Here is a 20,617-nt window from a genome sequence, read left to right on the forward strand (position 1 = left end):
GCTTTCGATAGGTCGCTGAAGATTTACATAAAACTTGAGCTCAAACAAACCAGGAGTTGAACTTAATTTCCTGCCTTGCCTGATTCTCGAGGAATTGGCATTCCTTGCGGCGACAAATAAGTTAACAATTACGTCGATTCGCCAACCAAATGCGGCATTAAGAGCTCGCCGCCACGCACTCAACTTCGACGCGAGAATTAAGCGCCAATGCATTTACGCCTAAAGCGCTCCTGGCTGGATACTGATTGTTGACGAAGTAGCTCTTGTAAACATCGTTGAACGTGCCCCACTCGTTCAGGTCTACGAGGAAGACCGTGCACTTCACGATGTCTTTCATCGAATACCCATGTGCCTCTACAACAGTTTTGATGTTTTCCATCGCTTGGCGAGACTCTGCCTCGATACCACCCGGTGCCAGTTTCTGGGTACTGGGTACAATTCCGATCTGACCAGACAGATAGAGCATGCCTCCAACCTTGACTGCTTCCGAAAATGGAAACTCCCCTTTCAGCACTTTCCCTGAGTTCAAGAACTGTGTTTCAGCCGAGGCAGCAGCAATGCTAAAAAGAGCACACACACCTACTGCAAACGCTCGTACGTTTTTCATGCTTCCTCCTTTTGGGATGAGTAAATTCAAACGGTGGAGGCCCCCCGCCGAACGCCATCGCCTGCACTCAGCGGGGTCATTGTTCTTTCACCATCACTTCACTTATTGCGCAACATCAAACCATTGCGTATGCCCGCTGTTATTACATTGTGTTTTCTGCCCGTTGACCCAGGGCGAACTCGACTGCGGCTACTACTGAGCCACGGCACTCCCGTCGACACCACCTCGAAGGGGCTCTCAGCCAAGTCGGACTCTGCGCAGCCAAGCATTCTCGCCACGGTTTCACGGGACAATCCCGCGTCGCTGTAGGCTGGCGCGCCTTGCGTCATTCGCAGCAGCTTGCCGCCTGAACTCGTAGGCAGAACTTCGACCGGCACGATGCCCCTGCCGCACTCCTGCCGGAGCAGCATCGCATTGGCCTTGTCGGGATAGCGGGTCAACACGGAATGCGCGGCAGCCGCCGTAGGATGCCCGGCAAAGGGCAATTCGTTCATCGGAGTATAGATGCGAGCACGGTAGTCGGCTTGAGGATGAACGGGCCGCGGCCCAAGGCTTCGGCGAAGATGTCCCATTCCTTGGCCATCAGCCGGATCGCCGCCGACTTGACGCCGTGGGCGCCGTTGGGATCGTCGGTGTAGCCGCTAGGGAAATCCCATCGGCCTTCGGTCATATAGGAATTGGCAGCAAGGAACACCATCCAGCGCAAGTATCGAGGGCGGAGCGGCGAGGCGAGGCCCGGCGCTAGCTGGGCATCTGGAAAAGCGTCAGCGAGGTAGATGGCCATCGCTGCGCTTTCCGTCATCACGCTGCCGTCTGGAAGCATCAGAACTGGAACTTGGCCCATGGGGTTTCCGTCAGGCTGCTTGAAGCATCTCTTGAACCGACTCGATGCATGGGGCGGCTGAAAGCTTCAGTAACCTGAGTCGCCCATCCTCCGTTTGCGGTGTCAGCATCCACGTCGCCTCAGGCAGCCACTGAACCAGGTGGCGTTCTATGTGCGGCTCTGAAAGGGGGCGGGTCGCGATCAAGACGGGCCAGTTCATAGGGGTCACCTTGGCATTACGGTTGCTCGAGGCTGGTCAGGGTTTGGCGCGGCCTGGGCGTCACCTTGGCTATAGGGCTAGCGAGCCCGGGTCAGGGCGCCCCGCAGCCGCTTTACTGGGCTGGGAGGTTCTGGTCCCAAGTTGCATCGACTAACTATGGCTCTATTGGTCGTAGTACTGGGAGCAAGCATTTTCGCTTGATCGGCGCGCCGCTCGCCGCCATTAACTGGCTTAGGCCGGAAAATCCCAGGGTTTTTGGATCAGCCAGCAACACCGGTGGAACTCTGGAGGTGTTGCTGGCGCTCAATGTCGCTATTGAGGTGAATGGCAGTCAGCTTGCGTCAGGCAGCAGATGCTCATCCTTCGTCCGGGCGAGCAATTCTCCGGACAGCTTTCGCATGACCACATAGAAGATGGGCGTCAGGAAGAGTCCGAACAAGGTGACCCCCAGCATGCCGGCGAACACCGTCACCCCGGTGGACAGCCTAATCTCACCACCGGCGCCCTGGCCCAGCAGCAGCGGCACCGACCCGGCAATGAACGCGATCGAGGTCATGATGATGGGACGCAGACGTAGCCGGCATGCCTCGATAGTGGCCTCGATGGTCTCTCGTCCCTGCATTTCGAGTTCGCGTGCGAACTCGACGATCAGAATGGCGTTCTTGCATGCCAGCCCCATCAGGACAACCAGACCGACCTGCACGAAGATGTTGTTGTCGCCACCGCTCAGCCAGACGCCGAAGAGGGCGGAGAAGATCGAGGCCGGTACGATCAGGATCACCGAGAAGGGCAATATCCAGCTTTCGTACAGCACGGCCAACGTCACGAAGACCAGCAGGATCGCGACCGGGAAGACGATGATCGCGGAGTTGCTCTGGGTAACCTCCTGGTAACTGAGGTCGGTCCATTCCAGTTCGAATCCCGGCGGCAGGACCTTCGCCGCGATTTCGGTGATCTTCCCGATGGCCTGGGAGGAAGACAGGACCTGCGGGTCGGTTCCGCCGATGAGGTCGGCGGCGGGATAGCCGTTGTAGCGGATGACCGGGTCTGGACCGAAGCTTTGTTCGACGCGTACTACCGAGGCAATGGGCACCATGGCGCCGCTGCTGCTGCGCACGCGCAGGTTTTCGATGTCGCTGACCTTCTGCCGATAGGCCGCATCGGCCTGGACCATGACGCGATACACGCGGCCGAACTTGTTGAAGTCGTTGACATACACCGCGCCGAGGTAGGTCTGCAGGGTCTCGAAGATCTCCTTCACGGAAACCCCCTGGACCTTGGCCTTTACCCTGTCTACAACAACTTCAAGCTGAGGGATATTGGCCTGGTAGGACGTCACCGGATAGGACATCCCGGGCGTTGCGGCGATCTCCGCCTGGAGCTTGGTCAGGGCGTCGCTGAGCGCGGGATAACCGAGCCCCGCGCGGTCCTTCAGGTACAGGGAATAACCCGAGCCGTTGCCGAGTCCCTGGATTGGCGGGGGCATCAGGGCGTAGGTGTAGCCGCCCTTGATCTGCGAGAACTTCTCGTTCAACTCCGCGTTGATTTCCGCTGCGCTTCTTGTCCGCTCGGAGAACGGCTTCAGCACCACATAGGACGCCGAGACGTTCGGGGTGTTCACCGATTGCAGGGCATTGAAGCCGATGTAGTCGGATACCTGCTCGACCCCTTCGGTAGAGCGCGCCGCCTCGCTCATTTGGCGCGCCACCTCTGCTGTTCTGGAAAGGGAAGCGCCGCCCGGGAGCTGGGCACCACTGAACAGGTAGAGTTTGTCCTGGGTCGGAATGAAGCCGGCCGGAACCAGGTTGAACAGGAACGCCGTACCGCCCAGCAGGACCAGGTAGAACGCCAGGAACATACCGCGGCGCCCAAGCGATTTGCTGACCGCAGAACCGTAGCCGTTTGAGCTTCTCAGGAAGAAGCGGTTGAACGGCTTGAATAGCCAGCCGAAGCAGTAGGCGAGCAGTCTTTCGAACCTGTCCTTCGGCGCGGAGTGGGGCACGAGCAGCTTGGCGGCCAGTGCCGGTGACAGCGTGAGCGAGTTGATCGCGGAGATGACGGTGGAAATGGCGATGGTCACCGCGAACTGCTTGTAGAACTCGCCCGTGATCCCCGAGAGGTAGGCCATCGGCACGAAGACGGCACACAGGACCAGCGCGATGGCGATGATCGGGCCGGAGACCTCCTGCATGGCCTTGTGTGCGGCGGCTTTCGGCGTCAGCCCCTCGGCGATGTAGCGCTCAACGTTCTCGACCACCACGATGGCGTCATCGACGACGATGCCGATCGCCAGCACCAAGCCGAAGAGGGTCAGGGTGTTGATGGAGTAGCCGAGCAGCAGCAGGAACACGAAGGTGCCGACGACGGACACCGGTACCGCCGCCAGCGGGATGAGCGAGGCCCGCCAGGTTTGCAGGAACAGGATGACCACCAGGATGACCAGGACCACGGCTTCGATCAGGGTAGTCTTCACCGAACTGATCGAGTCCCGCACGAATGTCGTGGGGTCCCACACGGCTTGATAGTCGACGCCTTCCGGGAAATCCGCGGACAGCTTGTCGAGCGTGGCATAGACCGCATCGGCCACCTCCAGGGCATTGGCCCCCGGAGTAAGGAACACACCGATGGTCGTGGCGTTCTGTCCATTCTCCTGCACGCGCATGGTGTAGTCGCCGGAACCGAGCTCGACCCTGGCCACATCGGCAAGCGTCACGACCTGGCCTTGCTTACCGACTTTGAGCACGACTTCCTTGAATTCCTCTTCGGTTTTCAGGCGACCGCGCACGCTGATGGGAATCAGGAAATTCGTCGATTGGGGCGAAGGTTCCGCACCCAGTTGACCGGCGGAGGCCTGGGCGTTCTGCTCCCGGATCGCGGTCGTTACATCGCCTACTGTGAGCCCGCGCGAGGCCAGCTTGTGCGGGTCCAGCCAGACGCGCATGGCGTAGTCGCCCGCGCCGTACAGCCCGACATCCCCGATGCCCTGGATTCTCGAGAGTTCGTCTTTGACGTTCAGCGTCAGGTAGTTGCGGAGATACAGGGAGTCGTACTTCGGGTCCTCGGAGTACAAACTCACGTACATCAACGGGGTGGGCGACTTCTTCTGCGTAGTCACGCCATACTGACGCACTTCATCCGGCAGGCGGCTCAGCGCCTGGCTGACCCGGTTCTGCACTCTTACCGCAGCGGTGTCAGGGTCCACCGAGGGTTGGAAGGTGACGATGATTTGCAACGAGCCATCCGAGCCTGAAACGGATTTCATGTACATGATCCCTTCAACCCCGTTGATGGCCTCCTCCAGGGGTGTTGCGACGGTTTCCGCGATTTCTTTCGGGTTGGCCCCGGAATAGACGGCGCGGACCACGACACTCGGCGGCACCACTTCCGGGTACTCGCCGACCGGCAGCAGCGGAATGGATACCAGGCCAAGGGCGAAGATCACCAGGGAAAGTACGATTGCGTATATGGGCTTTTCGATGAATATCTTTGAGAAGTTCATTTGACCACCGTTCTTTCTGTGGTTTACATGGTGACTTCAACGGGAGTAACAGCCGCACTTGGGCTGGAAACCCTGTGCAAGCCGTTGACTACGATGCGGTCATCTTTCGAAAGCCCTTTCGCAACGATACGAAGCCCTTCTTCGGTCAGTTCGCCAAGGATGATGTCCTTACGCCTGACCGTGTTGTCCTTGGTCAGCACATAGACGTACTTCTTGTTTTGATCGGTCAGGATCGCCTTGTCGTCGACCAGGATCGCATCGGTCTTCTCGATGTTTGCCAGTTGCACTCTGGCAAAGAGGCCAGGAGTGAACTTGCGGTGCGAGTTGTCCAGCGTGGCGCGCGCACGAATTGTTCCGGTCAGAGGGTCAAGGACGTTGTCCAGAAAGTCCGCCGTACCGGAATGGGGGAAACCTTCGTCGTTAGCCAGGCCGACGCGGATGGAAAAACTCGTTTTGTTGGTTTCCTGACTCTTTTGCGCATAGTTCAGGAAACTCTTTTCGTCCGGATCGAAGTACACGTAGATGGGGTTGATCGATACGACTCGGGTCAGCACCGACTGGTCGGCAACGGCCAGGTTTCCGAGTGTCAGCAGCGCGTTGCTGACCTTGCCATCGATCGGGGCACGGACCTGGGTGAACTCCAGGTTCAGCTTCGCGACCGCCACCGCGGCCTTCGCTTCTCTTACCGCCGCTTCGCCTTGTACCAGGGCTGCACGCTTGGAATCAGCGGCATCCTTGGAAATGGCGCTGGTCGGCAACAAGCGCTGAGCGCGCTTGTCCTGGGCCCTGGCCAGTGTCAACGCCGCCTGGGCATGTTGCAGGCGCGCCAGGGCACTGTTCAGTTCGGCCTCGAACGGGCGCGGATCTATTTCAAACAGCAAGTCGCCGCGCTTGACTTCGCTTCCCTCTTCGAACGCGATCTGGCGAATGTAGCCGCTTACCCGCGGACGAATTTCAACGGCATCGGTTGCGGTGATGCGGCCGTTGAACTCGTTCCATTGCTGGGTTTCCTTGTGCACGACCTTGGCGACATCAACGGTGGGCGCCACGCTTGGCACCGTCGTATCCGCTGCACCTTCCTTGCAGGCACCAAGCACCAGCGACATGGTCGCAACCAATGCGAAAGCCGGGATCTTATTGCAGGCCAATGAGCGAACTTCCCGAGTTGAGATTCTTATATATTGGGAGAGGGTGGTCACAATAGTTCTCCGTCCGCATCTTGGCTGCGGGGTGCGTTTTGGTTACGGAATAAGTCGTGCTCATCAGGCCGCAATCAAGGATGCCTAACGAAGTTATCTAACTGTTTGGTCGCCGTCCGTGGCGCTGGCGTTTCCTGGTCGCTTAGAGTTCTTCTAGGCCAATGCGCCGGAGGCTGCTTAATTGCTGGCGGAATCGGCGTGACGCGAGTCGATTCGTTCAATCAGCCGGTCGCTGCCGCTCTCTGCAAAAACAGGTGCTGCAATCCGGGACAAGCCGCCTCTAAGAAGGCGGCTTGTGCCGAATGTGTCTTGTGTACAGTCCTCTCAGGTCGTGGCGCCGAGTTCCAGTTGCGCACACAACCCACTGCCCTCGCGGTTGCGCAGGCTCAGGCGGGCGCCCAGGGCCTGACTCAGCTGCAGGGCGATGGCCAGCCCGACGCCAATACCGTTGGTGCTGCGGTTACGGGAGCTCTCGACCCGATAGAACGGCTTGAACACTTCCTCCAGTTCCTCCTTGGCGATACCCGGACCGTTGTCGAGCACCTGTACCAGTACCTTGCCTTCTACATCCCGTTGCACTTCCAGTTGGGCGCTGCCGCCGAATTTCAAAGCGTTGTCGATCAGGTTCGTCAGCACCCGGCGCAGGGCATGGGGGCGGGTTTCCAGCAGTACGCCGCTGCGTCCGCCCAGGCTCACCGCCTGGCCGCTGTCCTGGTAATCGCAGACCAGGCAGTCGAGGAAAGCATCGAGGTCCGCCCGGCACAGGGCTTCGTTGACACTCTCCATGCTGCGTGCATAAGCCAAGCCTGCATGGATCAGGTGCTGCATTTCTTCCAGATCCCTCCACAGTCGGTCACGTTCCGGCGAAGCGTCCATCTGCTCGACCCGCAGCTTCATGCGCGCAATGGGCGTTTGCAGGTCGTGGGAGATGGCGGCGAGCATCAGCACGTTCCCTGCGGTCAGGTTTTCGCAGCCGCCGACGTCCGAAACCATGAGCTGTTGCATAAGTGTCGTCTCCTTAACGGTTCCTGCTGGCGTTGATGCCATCTCAGGCCTTTGCAACCACAGCCACGGGATACCTCCACTGGAAGTAGCCCCGCGTTTCCTTGCGGATTTTGCAGAATCTGACCTGACGCTCAGGCCGTAACGCGTGCCGCAGGCGCGCTCAATCGCCCTGCGGGGGTTCTGCTTTTAGGGCAGTGCAAAAATGATTGATCGTTCCGCGCAATGTGTAGCAACTGCTCTGACCGTCCCCCTAAAGGCGCCGCTTGCGCGTCACCAGCGCTCGGTTAATCGCTAAAGGGATATAGACGTCGGCAGCAGCCGACTCAGGCGCGGTCCCGGGCGACTCGAAGTGTCCGTTCAACCGATTGCCGGAAGGATCCTCAAGGTTGCCGAAGACCGCCAGCGTGTACCGCGAATCCGCCCAGGGAGCGTCGGGCGTAAAGGTCCATCTTTTTTCGCCAACTTCCAGCCGAGCGCGCCCCTGGATTCGGCGATTACTCGAGTTCGCAACCGCAAGGTAGTCGACATCCCGACCGTCGATGGGCGCGTCCAACTCCACCACCAGCGGCTCGCGTGTTCCTGCACGCACGCTTCCGACGTTCCAGCCAGACGGGCGCGGGCCATCGTAGTCGTCCGAACCCACCTTCCAGCGCTTGATTTCCTGACCGTCCAATATCAACACAACCACTCCGTCGGCGTAGAGCACAGGTCCGACGGTGTCATGGGCGATAAGCCCGCTCTTCACCCGCCCAGGATGCAGAAGTACCGTCAAGATCTTGCCGCTGGGGGACCAGAGCTCCTGCTCGAAGAATGGCTTGTCGATAACATTACCGTTGGCCTGACGCAGTTCCAACCGAGGCAGGACCTGCTCGCCAACCGGCTGCGCGAACACCAGGGAGATGCGCAGCAGGTTCGCTGGCACCTCCGGTCCGGACGGTTGAACGGCAACAGGCACTAGTTGAGCCGCGACCGCCTGAGCCCCGGCCGCAGTCCACAGGGCCAACGCGCACAGAGTGCGCAACGCATTCGTCATACCGACCTCACTCATGCGTACCGATGAGTTCGGGGAACCCTTCCTGCTTCATCAGGATGTCATGGGCAGGCTTGAAGTTCTTGAGCTGGAACTCGACGTTGTTGTAGCGGTATTGCGGGAAGTCGTACTCGGAAACGAAATCGGTTAGCCGGAACAACATGGCCTTGTCGAACGACACCAACTGCAGGGCATCAGTCTCCAGCGCACGGCGCACGACGATGAAGAACTGGTCGTCGACGTTGTCGATACGGGTGGCCCCCACCAACGGTGCCGGAGTCTCCTGCACGCCAATGATTTCACCGGCAGGAACGGGCTTGTCGATGCCAGGCTTCTCATTCGCAGCTTGGATCTCGTTGACCGGGATGATGTTGCCCGAGCGGTGGTAGTTCAGCAGCATCAGCATGTCTTGCGGCTTGCCGCTCGCGTCCTTGGCGCTGTACGAGATCATGTCCGCGGGCGTGTTGCCGTAGCCCAGTTCTGCGACTGCTTTGCCCCTGATGTGCACACCGTCCTTCAGGTCCTCGAGCGGGATAGTCACGAGCGGCGTGCAAACATAGGCGGCGACGACGTAAGGCTTTCCGCCGAGTGAGGCGAACGATAGCGCGCGAATGGGTGCGCGCGTTTCAATCTGATTATGCGTGGTGTGGTAGATCTCCACCGACGTCATCGTTTGCTTGTCGGTGAACGGGTACGGAATGCGACGTAGCGTCGACGCGAAGTCCTGGTTCGACAGGCCCGCAACGAACAACTCGCCGTTGTTCCATTTCATGTCCGTGACGGTGAAGCTGCGCTCCGGTGTTTCCTTCCAGAACTCGACCTTGGAGTTGTTTGGATTCTTCAGCGTCACCGTCGTCGACTTCATGCTCGCAAGGTTGAGCTTGCGAACCTTCTGGTCGGCAGTGACTGCGACAATCGCCGGCGTCTTGTTCGCCCCGACGCTCACTGCCAAGTACACCTCGCCCGAGCCCGGGCGCGCTGCCATGTCTTCAACCTTGACCTTGCCGGCGCCAAGTGACTTGGACAGCAACGTCTCCAGGTCCACGATGTTGAAGGTCCCTTCGCCCATTCTGGGCACAGGCGCAGACAACGCCAGCGCATGCACCTGGGCGCCTTTCCAGTCGGCAACAAAGAGAATGCTGTCGGGGCCGAATGCGAGCCGCGATACGGACTTCACATCGGCGGCGAAGGTTGCGGTGGCTAGCAAAGCGGACGCGACGGCGACGAGCATCTTCGAATGCATCTGAAAACTCCTACAGGTGGTGAAGTGGCGCCTGAAAGCACGTGAAAAATACTCAGGCAGTTGGAATTGCATTTGGCGTCTATGCAGAGAACGGATACGCCCAGTAACCAAAGATTGCGCCGAAGGTTGTGGTGACGATCACGCGAGTTGGCGCTGGGCCGGTTGCAACGAGAGGTTGCCTGAGCGAGCAACGGCCTGAGCTCAACCGCCCGCCCCGCCCAACCGCTCCTTCAGGAAGTGCAACAGCGTACGCACCCGCTCCGGCAGGTGTTCACGACTCGGGTAGATGGCGAACAACTTGCGCGGCTCGGCACGCCAATCGTCCAGCGCGGTATCCAGCCGACCCTCGGTGATTTCGGTGCGCATCATCACGCGGGGAACCAATCCCACGCCCACGCCCCGCAGCATCGCATCGATCAACATCAGGCTATTGTCCGCGCGGAAGTTCCCTCGAACCTCCACGTTCTGTGGACCGCCAGGCCCGTCGAAATGCCAGCGCGTGGCGTCACTGCCGAGCAGATAAGGCAGGCAGTTGTGGCACGCCAGTCCCGACGGATGTTCGGGCTTGCCATATTGGCGCCAGTAGTTCGGTGCCGCAGCCACGGAACGCTCTATCACCATCAGCGGCACCGCGATCAGCGAGGAGTCATCGAGCTGCGCCTGGCCGCGCAGCGCTACATCGATGCCGTCGCGTACCAGGTCGACGGGCCGGTCCGACAGCCTCAGCTCGAGCTCGATGCCCGGGTAGGCCGTCTGAAAGGCATGCAGATGGTCATTGAGGAAGGCTAGCGTGAGCGACACCGGCACCGCCAGCACCAGCCGGCCGGAGAGCTCGCCGCGGGCCGCGCGGATCTCACCCAGCGTGCATTCGGTGTCGTCCAGCACGCGTCGGCAGTACGCGTAGAATTGCTCACCGGCCTCGGTGAGCTGCATGCGTCGTGTGGTACGAGCGAGCAAGCGGCTGCCTGTCCACTCCTCGAGATGCACGATGTACTTGTTCACCATCGATGGCGAGTAGTCGAGATCGCGTGCCGCCGCGGCAAACCCGCCCGTCTCGACAACGCGACAGAAGCATTGCAGAGCCAAGTGTCTGTCCATGAATCTCTCGCGGTAAGTGCCGCGCCACCACATGCCTTGCCAGTGCATCGACACTATGACGAAAGTGTAGTCGAGGGCGAACGCAAGCTTGACTGCCAGCACGATGTGATGGCCTTGCAATTGCGCGCCGGCGAGCGCTGTTGAGTCGTGGGTGTGCCGCCAGGACCAGCCGAGGACGACGATGCGGGGCATGACCGGGGCTCCTTCAAACGCTCGCATGGAGGGATGGGGACGCGATCAGGCCGGTTCGCGGGTCGACCGCTGCGGTGTCGAAACGCAGGAGTTCGGCTGACGCCGATGCCAGCAGCTGCAACTGAGGCGCGCCGTCGAAGAACACGATTGCGTCGCCGTCCTGGAGGACCACGCGGCCGAGGCCGGTGCCGTGCACTTCGATGCGCCCCTGCATCAAGTGCAGGTAGAGACCGCCCGTGATACGTGCCGGTATCTCGAGCGCCTGGCCCGGTGCGGCGCTGCCAAGGGCGAGCACCACGTCGACGCCAATGTCCAGCGCACCGTCCTGCGGCTGCGGCGACACGAGGGTGCGCCAGGCGCCGGGTGTGGGCGTCTGGTACGCGAGCCGTTCGACGGCTGGCTCAAGACCAGCGGTAGACGGCGCGAACCAGAGCTGGAAATGGTGGTCGACCTCGTGCGATGAGATGTTCCACTGCCGATGGCGGATGCCGCGTCCGGCGCGCATCCACTGCAGTTCGCCGGGCCGTACCAACATCTCGCGGCCCTGGCTGTCGCGATGCTCGACCGCGCCGCTGCGCGGCAGCATGACGATTTCGAGGTCGTGGTGCGGGTGCATCGGGAAGCCGGTGCCCGGCTGCACGCGGTCGTCGTTGAGCGCCAGCAGTGGGCCGAAGCGCGTGCGATGCGGATCGACATAGTCGTCGAAGCTGAAGCTGAAGCGCGCGTCGAGCCAGTCGGTGTGCATCGTGCCGCGCTCCGCGCTGCGGCGAATCTCGAAGAGGCTCATACCGGTGCCCCCTCGTCGCGCTGGACCGCAAGGGGCATGGGGGCCCGCGCCGGCCGCTGCAGCAGAAGCAGCGCCACGAACACCAGTGCGGCCGCGGGCCACACCGTCCACGGCAGTCGCTCGCCGAAGGCGAAGGTTCCGATCGTCACCCCAGGCAGCATCATCACGTAGCCGATGAAGCTGAAGGTCACCGGCTCGGCCCGCCGCTGCAGCGCGAAGTAGAAGAGGTAGCCAACGGTGAGCACACCGGCCTGCAGCGCCAGCCAGGCGAGGGCCGGGGCCGTCAGCGGTGGCGCGATGGAGCCCTGGGCGAGGGCGGCGAGCGCGAGCATCGACGACGAGGCTAGCAGTGTCATCGACGACATCCACACGCCGCTGGCGCCGGGCGGCATGCGGCGCGCGCGGTAGATGTTGGCCGCGCCGATCGTGACGGGAATGGCCAGCGCCATGGCCAGCAGCGTCGGCGTGGCCTCGAACGAACCGCCGCGGCCGGCGAGCATCAGCAGCGCCCCGGACAGGCCGAGCCCGACTGCGACCCCACGGCGTAGCGCAGGCCGCTCGAGACCGAGCAGCATGGTGAACAGCAGTGTGAACACCGGCGGCAGTGCCAGCGAAAAGGATGCGAAGCCGGCGCCGGCATGCGAGGACAGCCAGAACACCGCGGACATCGGCAGCGCGTGGCCGAACAGGCCGGCGACGCTGCCAAAGCGCACAAGGCGCGGCAGGTCGGCAGGACGTCCCTGCCGAAACAGCCCGATCGCACCGAGCAGCAGGCCGGCAGCCAGCGTGGGCCAAAGTGCGAAGGCGAGTGCGCCCACGCCGTGGTGCGCCGCTACCTTCGCGATCGGAGTACCGAGGCCGAGCGTGATACCGGTGCCCAGCAGCAGCGGCCAGAGTCGGGACAGGTTCATGGGGTGAAGGCTCCTCGTTGATGTCCTGCTCAGTCTGGATACCGGGTTGCTGCCGATCTAGAGGCCCCTTGGAACTTCACCTTTCACGCTGAGTGGGGAATCGACGTAGCCCGCTTGACCTAGTCACGTTGACCAGGTCGACCGTGGAACACGCACGCCGACGACACAAGGAATACGCCACGTTACACGCACTGCCTTCCCCACCGTCGAAACCCAGTGCGCCAAGGTCGAGTTCATCAACGAAAACGGCCAGGAGCGGACATTTACTGCCTGGCTAGTTGTCGGATGGACGTGGAGCCAGAACTCAATACGTAACGGGCCCGAAATGCCCTAGGTAACCGACCTGGGTGAGAATCAGCCGGTTGATGCAGTCGACACTTACCAACCCACTTTCCAGCGGACGCCCGAACAGGGCGAAGTTCTGAATCGTGAATTCCGCCGCATATTTGTTCCGCTCGGGATGAAAGCGGCGCAGGGAAAGGCCATAGGATGTCTCGAAAGGATGGCCGCCCGTGCGAATCAGGCTGAAAAACGAGGGATAAATTACGCCGTCAAAGCCTACGTTTTTTGCGGCCAGGGCGATCGCGCGCGAAATCTCGTATGAATGAGACCGCGCAAGGAACAGCATGTGGACAGCTATATCCAGGCTCTCGAACTCCGTCCCTTCTTCCTCAAGTACCTGGGTCAGATCCAGGAGGCGCAAGTCCCGCTGCGTCTTCAGGGTGGCGACGTAAATGTCGTCCTCCGTAGAGGCCCGGCATTCGTGGATGCAGATATCGATATCCTGTGATCCGTACATCACCGGGAAGTCGGAGGAGTCCAAACGCCCTTTCCCCGCGAGGGCAGCCGGCGGGCTGTCATACTCCGCCGGGTCAGCACGACGCTGAGGGCTGACCCGAAGGCGATAAAACTTTGTGCCCTTGGAGACCGTCCTTTCTGGGTATTCCTTCAGCACGCGTTCGATGATCTGCGGCCGCGTCACGGGGTCCTGCAAAGCCTTGAGCGGTTCGACTTCGCCGACCATCCAAAGACGCGGTCCATAGTGAAAGAATCCGATCTTCGCCGCGTTTTCAATCAGTTTGATGTCGTTCTCGAGCCATGGCGAGGGCGAGATATCGCTCTTGCCGTAGTGATACTCGTTGCACTGGATCACCGGCGCTGCGCCGTATTCACAGCGGATTGTGGTGCCACTCACAAAGAAGCGCCATGCAAGGCCCTGAATATGCTCCTTCATGAGCTTTCGCCCTTCGGGGCTTTTGCAATTCGGACAATCGCCTTGCTGCTCAAGGCCGTGCTTGACTGCATCAATCCGCAACCCCTCATCTGCAAAGCAGTTAGAGCAAAGGAGAGGCTGACCATCGTTCGCCGTTTCGTCTGCCATGGCAGTTCCGCTGAGGTTTGTTGGAGAGTGAAGTCAACAGTATTGCGGGTGACCCCGGCAGGAAAACTACCTTAGTGGCGATGCTTCCTGGTGTAGCTTGTGAAGCTATCAACAGCCTCTTGGCTAATTTCGATTGACCGGGTTTTCACCTTTGACGCGTAGCCTGCGAGCGTCTGCTTCGGGTCGACTTCTGCCGGTTACGTTCGGCAGAGATCGGCCAAAGCTGCCTTTTGAAGAGGGTAGTTTCCGGTTGCGAAAAGCGGACATTCAGCACCCTGCAGCCCAGCTTTGGCTCCGGGATGCAGCCAAGCTGGACTACTACCTGCTTTGGCGATTCACCCGCAGTGCATCGACCACCAGGGAAAAAGCCGGCGACGGTTGCCTTCGACTTGGGTAGTACAGGTGATATCCCGAGAAATGGGGGCACCAGTCCTCCAGCACTCGGATCAAGCGTCCTTCTGCGATGTGGGGGGAGAACTCATCCTCTGGCAGGTAGGCGATGCCCATACCGCCGAGGGCGGCATCCACGATATGGGGTGTGGTGTTGAATACCAGTCGGCCATCGCCCCGCACCTTCAGCTTCTTGCCACGGCGTTCGAACTCCCAGGCATCCGTGCCGCCATGGGTTGGGAAACGGATGTCGATGCAGCGATGTTTCACCAGATCGCGCGGATTCCTGGGGATGGGGTTTTCGGCGAAATAGTCCGGCGCCGCGACGACCGCCATGCGCACATGCGGACCGATGGGGATGGCGATCATGTCCTGGTCCAGGGTTTCGCCGAAGCGCACACCCGCATCGAAGCGATCGGCCACGATATCGCGGAAACCGTAGTTGATGTCGAACTCCAGCCGGATGTCGGGGTATGCCTTGAGCAACGGCATCAGTTTCGGCAGCAGGGTCGACTTGATGATGTGGTCGCCGCCGGTGATGCGTACCGTACCGGCCGGCTTGTCGCGCAGTTCGGTCAGCGCATCCAGCTCGGCCTCGATTTCGTCGAAGCGAGGACCGATGGCTTGCAGCAGGCGTTCGCCAGCGGCCGTCAGCGCAACGCTGCGCGTGGTGCGGGTGAGCAAGCGAATCTCCAGGCGCGCCTCCAGTGCCGATACCACCTGACTGATGGCCGACTGGGTGACACCCAGCTGTGACGCTGCGCGGGTGAAGCTGCCTTCGCGCGCCACCGTCACGAAGGCCATCAGTTCGTTGAAGTTGTGTCTGGGCATGGCGACGTGCCTGGCGAGGAATTGATTAGCCAGATTTATAACCGCATTAAGTATTCATTAGCTAATCAAAACCCCGTCGCTTCGTAACAATAACGCCACCCCGACCTGTCTCGCCTTGCTTGAGAGCCGTCCGCTGACGCCTCCGAGACAGGCCACTCACCCGAATAGGACGATCCAATGAAAAGATTCCTCGTATTGCTTGGGCTTCTGATCAGTTCGTTCACCGCGATGGGAGCCGACATGTCCAACGGTGCGGACAACTTCTACAAGAGCGACAAGGTGACCCTGCACAAGGTCAGCTTCAAGAACCAGTATCAGATGAAGGTCGTGGGGAATCTCTTCGTTCCCAACGGCCTGGACAGGACGGCAAGAAGCCCGGCCATCATCGTCGGACACCCCATGGGCGCGGTGAAGGAACAGAGCGCCAACCTGTACGCCCAGAAGCTGGCGGAGCAGGGTTTCGTGACCCTGGCGCTGGACCTGTCGTTCTGGGGCGAGAGCGAGGGCCGGCCGCGCAATGCCGTGCTGCCGGATATGTATGCCGAAGACTTCAGTGCCGCCGTGGACTATCTCGGCACCCAGCCTTTCATTGATCGACTGCGCATCGGGGTACTGGGCATCTGCGGCAGCGGCAGCTTCGCCATCAGCGCGGCCAAGATCGACCCGCGCATGAAGGCAATTGCGACCGTCAGCATGTACGACATGGGCGCCGCCAACCGCAATGGGCTCAAGCATTCGCAGACGCTGGAACAACGCAAACAGGTCATCGCAGCAGCCGCGGAACAGCGCTATGTGGAATTCACCGGCGGCAAGGCCCAGTACACCAGCGGCACCGTGCATGAACTGACCGCCGATACCCACCCCATCCAGCGGGAGTTCTACGACTTCTACCGCACTGCGCGGGGTGAGTTCACTCCGGCCGGTTCTTCACCGGAGCTGACCACTCACCCGACGCTGACCAGCAACATCAAGTTCATGAACTTCTACCCGTTCGAAGACATCGAGAGCATTTCCCCACGGCCGATGCTGTTCATCGCCGGTGAGAACGCGCACTCGAGGGAGTTCAGCGAAGAGGCTGTTCACCTGGCCGGCGAACCCAAGGAACTCCACATCGTACCGAACGCCGGACACGTCGATCTGTACGACCGGGTGAATCTCATTCCCTTCGACAAGTTGACCCGGTTCTTCCAGGACAACCTGCAGTAACCAGAGCCCGGCGAACCGCTTCATGAAAATCCAGGCAAGTGACACCCCTGCGGGCATCGTTTCCATCCCCGAGGCAAAGGCGCAGCCCGCCCATTGGAGTGGCGTGCTTGCGATGACGCTGTGCGTCTTCGCGCTGATCGCCTCGGAGTTCATACCCGTCAGCCTGCTGACGCCGCTGGCCGCCGATCTCCAGGTCGACGAAGGCGTGGCTGGACAAGGCATCGCGATCTCCGGTGCTTTGGCGGTACTGACCAGCCTGTCGATTACACGACTCGCCGGCAGCATGGACCGCAAGACACTGCTGCTGGCCCTGACCGCCCTGATGGCGGTCTCCGGCGCGGTCGTCGCGCTGGCGCCGAACTATCCGACATACATGGTGGGCCGTGCGCTCATCGGCGTGGTCATCGGCGGCTTCTGGTCCATGTCGGCGGCGACGGCCATGCGGCTGGTCCCGGCCGACCGCGTACCCCGCGCCCTGGCCATCTTCAACGGCGGCAACGCCCTGGCCACCGTGATTGCCGCGCCGCTGGGCAGTTATCTGGGGTCGCTCATTGGCTGGCGCGGCGCCTTCTTCTGCCTGGTGCCGGTGGCGGCGATAGCCCTGGTCTGGCAGTGGGTCAGTCTGCCGGCCATGAAGCCTCGGGAATGCGTGCCGGCTTCCGGCAATGTCTTCAAGCTGTTCAAAGATCGATCCGTGTCGCTGGGCATGGCCGGCTGCGGGTTCTTCTTCATGGGCCAGTTCGCCCTGTTCACCTATGTACGGCCGTTCCTCGAAACGGTGACGCGGGTCGACGTGTCCACACTGTCATTCGTCCTCCTCGTGATCGGCGTGGCCGGCTTCGCTGGCACCCTGATCATCGGCGCGTTCCTCAAGCGCAGCCTGTACGGGACATTGAGCGCCATCCCGATCCTGATGGCGGTTATCGCGGTAGCGCTGATTCCCTTCGGCACCTGGGCCGCTGCCGTCGCGGCGCTTCTTGGCCTCTGGGGATTGATGGCCACCGCCGCCCCGGTAGGCTGGTGGAGCTGGATCGCCCAAGCCCTGCCCAGGGACGCCGAAGCCGGTGGTGGACTGATGGTGGCCGTGATTCAGCTGGCCATCGCCCTAGGCTCCACGGTGGGCGGTTTGCTGTTCGACAGCAGCGGTTACCGCAGCACCTTGGTCGCGAGCGCAACCCTGTTGCTACTTGCGGCTCTCCTGACTTTCGTCACCTCGCGCTCGGAAGCAGCGCAGCGCGCCTGAGCGCAGAACAGGGAGACGGCCATGAACATGAGCGACTTCAATGTCCCTGGCGGCGACCACCACCGGTTCGCCAGGGGCACCGACCACCGCCGAGCCCGATGCAAGCGTGGAACGTACCTCCTGCTGGGGCTGCTCATGCTGGGTGGGTGCGAAGCCGGCCAACCACCGGCGCCCGCTTCACCCGCTGCAACTACCGCGGATGCCATACCGGCGTCTAAGAGATCGGAGGAGTCACGCATGTGGATGACCGTCGGCGAACGTCGCTTCGCCATCACCTTGGCCGACAACGAAACCGCCCGCGCCTTTGCCTCGCGGCTGCCGCTCATGCTGGACATGGTCGAGCCCAACGGCAATGAAAAGCACGCCGACCTAGCACAACCATTGCCCACGAACGCAAGCCCGCCCGGGACGATCCGCAACGGCGATCTCATGCTGTACGGCGCGGACACCGTGGTCGTCTTCTACCTGACGTTCGACTCGTCGTACTCATACGCCCGCCTCGGCCGCGTGGATGCCCCCATCGACCTGGCACAAGTGCTTGGCCAATGCGGTGTAAGGGTTGTGTTTTCGTCTGACTGATCGAGGTTCTCCATTCCAGGAGCCGCGTCATTGGGCAGGGTTATTCATTAAGGGCTGCTTGCTGACAGTCGCGAAACCCGAGAGCTCAGCATCTGGCGTCGAAGCGCCGCGCCCACTGCTGTTCGCGGGAGTGCTCGACCAGATGATCAACGAAGGCGCGGGTCTTGGCCGGCAGAAGTTTCTGGCTGGCGAAGTACAGCGAGATGGGACCGGCATCCACATGCCAGTCCGGCAACAGTCGCACCAGGGCGCCACTCTCGAGATGCCCCAGCACATCCGGCACGGCCAGCAGCGCCACGCCCAGACCGAGCAGTGCGCTGATACAGAGCGCCTGGGGATCATTGACCAGCATGCGCGGGCGCAGCTCCAGCGGCACACGCTCGCCCTTCGGTCCCTGCAACATCCAGTTGCGCACCTTGCCGCTCTGGGGTGAGCGCATTGCCAACTGATCGAGCTCGGCCAACTGCTCCGGCCGCCTGGACACAGGCCGTCCGGCCAGATAACCAGGCGCCGCCACCAACACCAGATGCGCCGGAGCCAGCTCACGCGCCACCACTCCCGGCGACAGTTCGATGCCGCCGCCGATGGCGGCATCGAAGCCGTCGGCAATCAGCTCCACCTGGCGATTGTCGAAGTGCCATTCCGGCGTTACCGCCGGGTAGCGGGCGAGAAACCCGGGCATCAGTGGCAGCAGGAAGTCGCGGCCGAAGGCCGGGGCCGCCGACAGGCGCAGCACGCCGGCCGGCGCACCGGCGCTGCTGGTGAGATCGGCGATGGCCGCCTGGATGCTCTCCAGCCCGCCGCCGACGTTGCCGAGAAAGCGCTCGCCGGCCTCGGTCAGGGTAAGGCGCCGAGTGCTGCGCTGGAACAGGCGCACGCCGAGATTGGCCTCCAGCTGGGCGACGTTGCGGCTGATCGCCGCCGGCGTCAGCCCCAGACGCCGTGCCGCGGCGGAAAAGCTTCCGCACTCGGCGCTGCGCACGAAGGATTCCAGATTGGCCAGGGTTTCCATAAGTGCCACCTTCAATCATCAGTTGAAGGTGATTCTAATCATTACCCGCTACCGAATGGAAAGCCAAAAGCGTTTCATGAGCACACCCACCACCCACATGAGGTCTGCAACATGAATAACGCCAACCGTCCTCTCAGCGGCCAGGTCGCCCTGGTCACCGGCGGCTCGCGTAGCATCGGCGCCGCCATCGCCAAGCGCCTGGCCGCCGATGGCGCCAGCGTCGCCATCACCTACCACGCCTCGCCGAGCAAGGCCGAGGCACTGGTCGGCGAGATTATCGCGGCCGGCGGCAGGGCCATCGCCATCGCCGCCGACGCCGGTGACCCGCAGGCGGTACGCAGCGCCGTGCAGCAGGCTGTCGGCACCTTCGGTAGGCTGGATATCCTGGTCAACAACGCCGGCATCAGCGTGCTCGGCGCCCCGGAGGAGATTGCCTTCGAGGATTTCCAGCGCATCCTCGCGGTGAACGTCACCGGCGTGTTCGTCGCCACCCAGGAGGCGCTCAAGCACATGGGGCGCGGCGGTCGCATCATTAATATCGGCAGCTCCATGGTGCAGTACGCCGCTTTCGCCACCGCCTCGGCCTACACCCTGACCAAGGGCGCCCTGGCCGGCTTCAGCCGTGGCCTTGTGCGCGACCTCGGCCCGCGTGGCATCACGGTCAACACCGTGCATCCCGGCCCGACCGACAGCGACATGAACCCGGCGGACGGCCCGGTGGCTGACTTCGTCCGCCCCAACATCGCTGTCGGCCGCTATGGCGAGGCTCGCGACATTGCCGCCGCCGTGGCCTGGCTGGCCAGCCCCGAGGCGGCCTTCGTCAGCGGTGCCGAACTGCTGGTCGATGGCGGCTTCACCGCCTGAGGGAGGAACGGGACATGCAGATAGGCATCATCGGCGCCGGAGCCATCGGCAGCGCCATCGCCCGCGCCCTGAGCAACGCGGGCCTCGAAGTCGTCATCGCCAATAGCCGTGGGCCCGAGAGCCTGCAGGCGCTGGCCAATGAACTGGGGCCGAAGGTCAGGCCGGTCAGCCGCGAGGAGGCCGCCCGGGCGGATATCGTCTTCCTCGCGGTGAACTGGTCGAAGATCCCCGCCGCGCTGGACGGGCTCGGCCCCTGGAACGGGCGCATCGTGGTGGATGCCAACAACCCTATCGAAGCGCCGACCTTCCGGCCGTTCGACCTGGGCGCCCAGAGTTCCAGCGAAGTGGTAGCGCAGCTGCTACCGGGAGCTCGCCTGGTTAAGGCCTTCAACCACCTGGCACCGGCGCTGCTGGCTGGCGACCCGCAAGCCGAGGGCGGACGCCGCGTGCTGTTCTATTCCGGCGAGGATGCAGCGGCAAAGGCCGAGGTCGCGGCG

Annotated in this window: 18 protein-coding genes and 1 pseudogene; 5 read left to right on the forward strand and 14 right to left on the reverse strand. The window is 61.9% G+C overall.

Features of this window, described 5'->3' with window-relative positions:
- Nucleotides 1–157: 157 nt before the first annotated feature.
- The 13 genes and pseudogenes from E8F12_RS23965 to E8F12_RS24025 form a co-directional block, all read right to left on the reverse strand.
- Entirely contained in the window at nucleotides 158–607 is a 450-nt protein-coding gene (locus E8F12_RS23965; protein ID WP_280327687.1) for a Rid family detoxifying hydrolase, read from the reverse strand.
- Between the two features lie 98 nt (nucleotides 608–705).
- The gene (locus E8F12_RS23970) at nucleotides 706–1,179 is read right to left on the reverse strand and encodes a PhzF family phenazine biosynthesis protein (protein ID WP_348532433.1); all 474 of its coding nucleotides are present in this window, start codon (nucleotides 1,177–1,179) and stop codon (nucleotides 706–708) included.
- Nucleotides 1,098–1,451 carry a glutathione S-transferase family protein gene (locus E8F12_RS23975; RefSeq protein WP_348532434.1) on the reverse strand — a complete coding sequence of 118 codons (354 nt, stop codon included), beginning with the start codon at nucleotides 1,449–1,451 and terminating at the stop codon, nucleotides 1,098–1,100. Before E8F12_RS23975 ends, E8F12_RS23970 begins: the two co-directional genes overlap by 82 nt.
- 530 nt (nucleotides 1,452–1,981) lie before the next feature.
- A complete protein-coding gene (locus E8F12_RS23980) occupies nucleotides 1,982–5,149 on the reverse strand; it encodes a multidrug efflux RND transporter permease subunit (RefSeq protein ID WP_280327690.1) in 3,168 nt (1,055 codons plus the stop codon).
- Between the two features lie 23 nt (nucleotides 5,150–5,172).
- Nucleotides 5,173–6,255: an efflux RND transporter periplasmic adaptor subunit gene (locus E8F12_RS23985; RefSeq protein ID WP_280327691.1), complete on the reverse strand. Its 1,083-nt coding sequence runs from the start codon at nucleotides 6,253–6,255 to the stop codon at nucleotides 5,173–5,175.
- A 417-nt stretch (nucleotides 6,256–6,672) separates the two neighbouring features.
- Nucleotides 6,673–7,290: pseudogene (locus tag E8F12_RS23990) on the reverse strand (ATP-binding protein); the annotation flags it as partial.
- 313 nt (nucleotides 7,291–7,603) lie between these two features.
- Nucleotides 7,604–8,275 (reverse strand): hypothetical protein, encoded by a 672-nt coding sequence (locus tag E8F12_RS23995; protein ID WP_280327692.1) that lies wholly within the window; start codon nucleotides 8,273–8,275, stop codon nucleotides 7,604–7,606.
- Between the two features lie 118 nt (nucleotides 8,276–8,393).
- Complete coding sequence (locus E8F12_RS24000; RefSeq protein ID WP_280327693.1) at nucleotides 8,394–9,626, reverse strand: hypothetical protein; 1,233 nt, start codon at nucleotides 9,624–9,626, stop codon at nucleotides 8,394–8,396.
- A 201-nt stretch (nucleotides 9,627–9,827) separates the two neighbouring features.
- Complete coding sequence (locus E8F12_RS24005; protein WP_280327694.1) at nucleotides 9,828–10,916, reverse strand: LysR family transcriptional regulator; 1,089 nt, start codon at nucleotides 10,914–10,916, stop codon at nucleotides 9,828–9,830.
- A gap of 13 nt (nucleotides 10,917–10,929) precedes the next feature.
- Entirely contained in the window at nucleotides 10,930–11,703 is a 774-nt protein-coding gene (locus E8F12_RS24010) for a pirin family protein (protein WP_280327695.1), read from the reverse strand.
- Entirely contained in the window at nucleotides 11,700–12,614 is a 915-nt protein-coding gene (locus tag E8F12_RS24015; RefSeq protein WP_280327697.1) for a DMT family transporter, read from the reverse strand. Before E8F12_RS24015 ends, E8F12_RS24010 begins: the two co-directional genes overlap by 4 nt.
- 304 nt (nucleotides 12,615–12,918) lie before the next feature.
- The gene (locus tag E8F12_RS24020; protein ID WP_280327698.1) at nucleotides 12,919–13,995 is read right to left on the reverse strand and encodes an RES family NAD+ phosphorylase; all 1,077 of its coding nucleotides are present in this window, start codon (nucleotides 13,993–13,995) and stop codon (nucleotides 12,919–12,921) included.
- A gap of 318 nt (nucleotides 13,996–14,313) precedes the next feature.
- Nucleotides 14,314–15,216, reverse strand: coding sequence for a LysR family transcriptional regulator (locus E8F12_RS24025; RefSeq protein ID WP_280327699.1), 903 nt, complete (start codon nucleotides 15,214–15,216; stop codon nucleotides 14,314–14,316).
- Nucleotides 15,217–15,393: 177 nt separating this feature from the next.
- Here E8F12_RS24025 and E8F12_RS24030 point away from each other — a divergent pair, with 177 nt between their 5' ends.
- The 3 genes from E8F12_RS24030 to E8F12_RS24040 all read left to right on the forward strand — a co-directional run bounded on the left by E8F12_RS24030 (nucleotide 15,394) and on the right by E8F12_RS24040 (nucleotide 18,244).
- The gene (locus E8F12_RS24030; RefSeq protein ID WP_280327700.1) at nucleotides 15,394–16,422 is read left to right on the forward strand and encodes an alpha/beta hydrolase; all 1,029 of its coding nucleotides are present in this window, start codon (nucleotides 15,394–15,396) and stop codon (nucleotides 16,420–16,422) included.
- A 112-nt stretch (nucleotides 16,423–16,534) separates the two neighbouring features.
- Nucleotides 16,535–17,665 carry an MFS transporter gene (locus E8F12_RS24035; protein WP_280327708.1) on the forward strand — a complete coding sequence of 377 codons (1,131 nt, stop codon included), beginning with the start codon at nucleotides 16,535–16,537 and terminating at the stop codon, nucleotides 17,663–17,665.
- Nucleotides 17,666–17,902: 237 nt separating this feature from the next.
- A complete protein-coding gene (locus E8F12_RS24040) occupies nucleotides 17,903–18,244 on the forward strand; it encodes a cyclophilin-like fold protein (RefSeq protein WP_348532435.1) in 342 nt (113 codons plus the stop codon).
- Between the two features lie 85 nt (nucleotides 18,245–18,329).
- On the opposite strand, the gene E8F12_RS24045 is transcribed toward E8F12_RS24040, so the two are convergent.
- Nucleotides 18,330–19,256 carry a LysR family transcriptional regulator gene (locus E8F12_RS24045; protein WP_280327701.1) on the reverse strand — a complete coding sequence of 309 codons (927 nt, stop codon included), beginning with the start codon at nucleotides 19,254–19,256 and terminating at the stop codon, nucleotides 18,330–18,332.
- Between the two features lie 111 nt (nucleotides 19,257–19,367).
- On the opposite strand from E8F12_RS24045, the gene E8F12_RS24050 reads away from it, so the two are divergent.
- Nucleotides 19,368–20,120 (forward strand): SDR family oxidoreductase, encoded by a 753-nt coding sequence (locus E8F12_RS24050; RefSeq protein WP_280327702.1) that lies wholly within the window; start codon nucleotides 19,368–19,370, stop codon nucleotides 20,118–20,120.
- A 14-nt stretch (nucleotides 20,121–20,134) separates the two neighbouring features.
- The coding region (locus tag E8F12_RS24055) for an NAD(P)-binding domain-containing protein (RefSeq protein WP_280323305.1) at nucleotides 20,135–20,617 on the forward strand (483 nt) is incomplete at its 3' end.

The organism is Pseudomonas sp. BN102, assembly GCF_029871245.1.
In the GTDB taxonomy this organism is placed as follows: domain Bacteria; phylum Pseudomonadota; class Gammaproteobacteria; order Pseudomonadales; family Pseudomonadaceae; genus Metapseudomonas.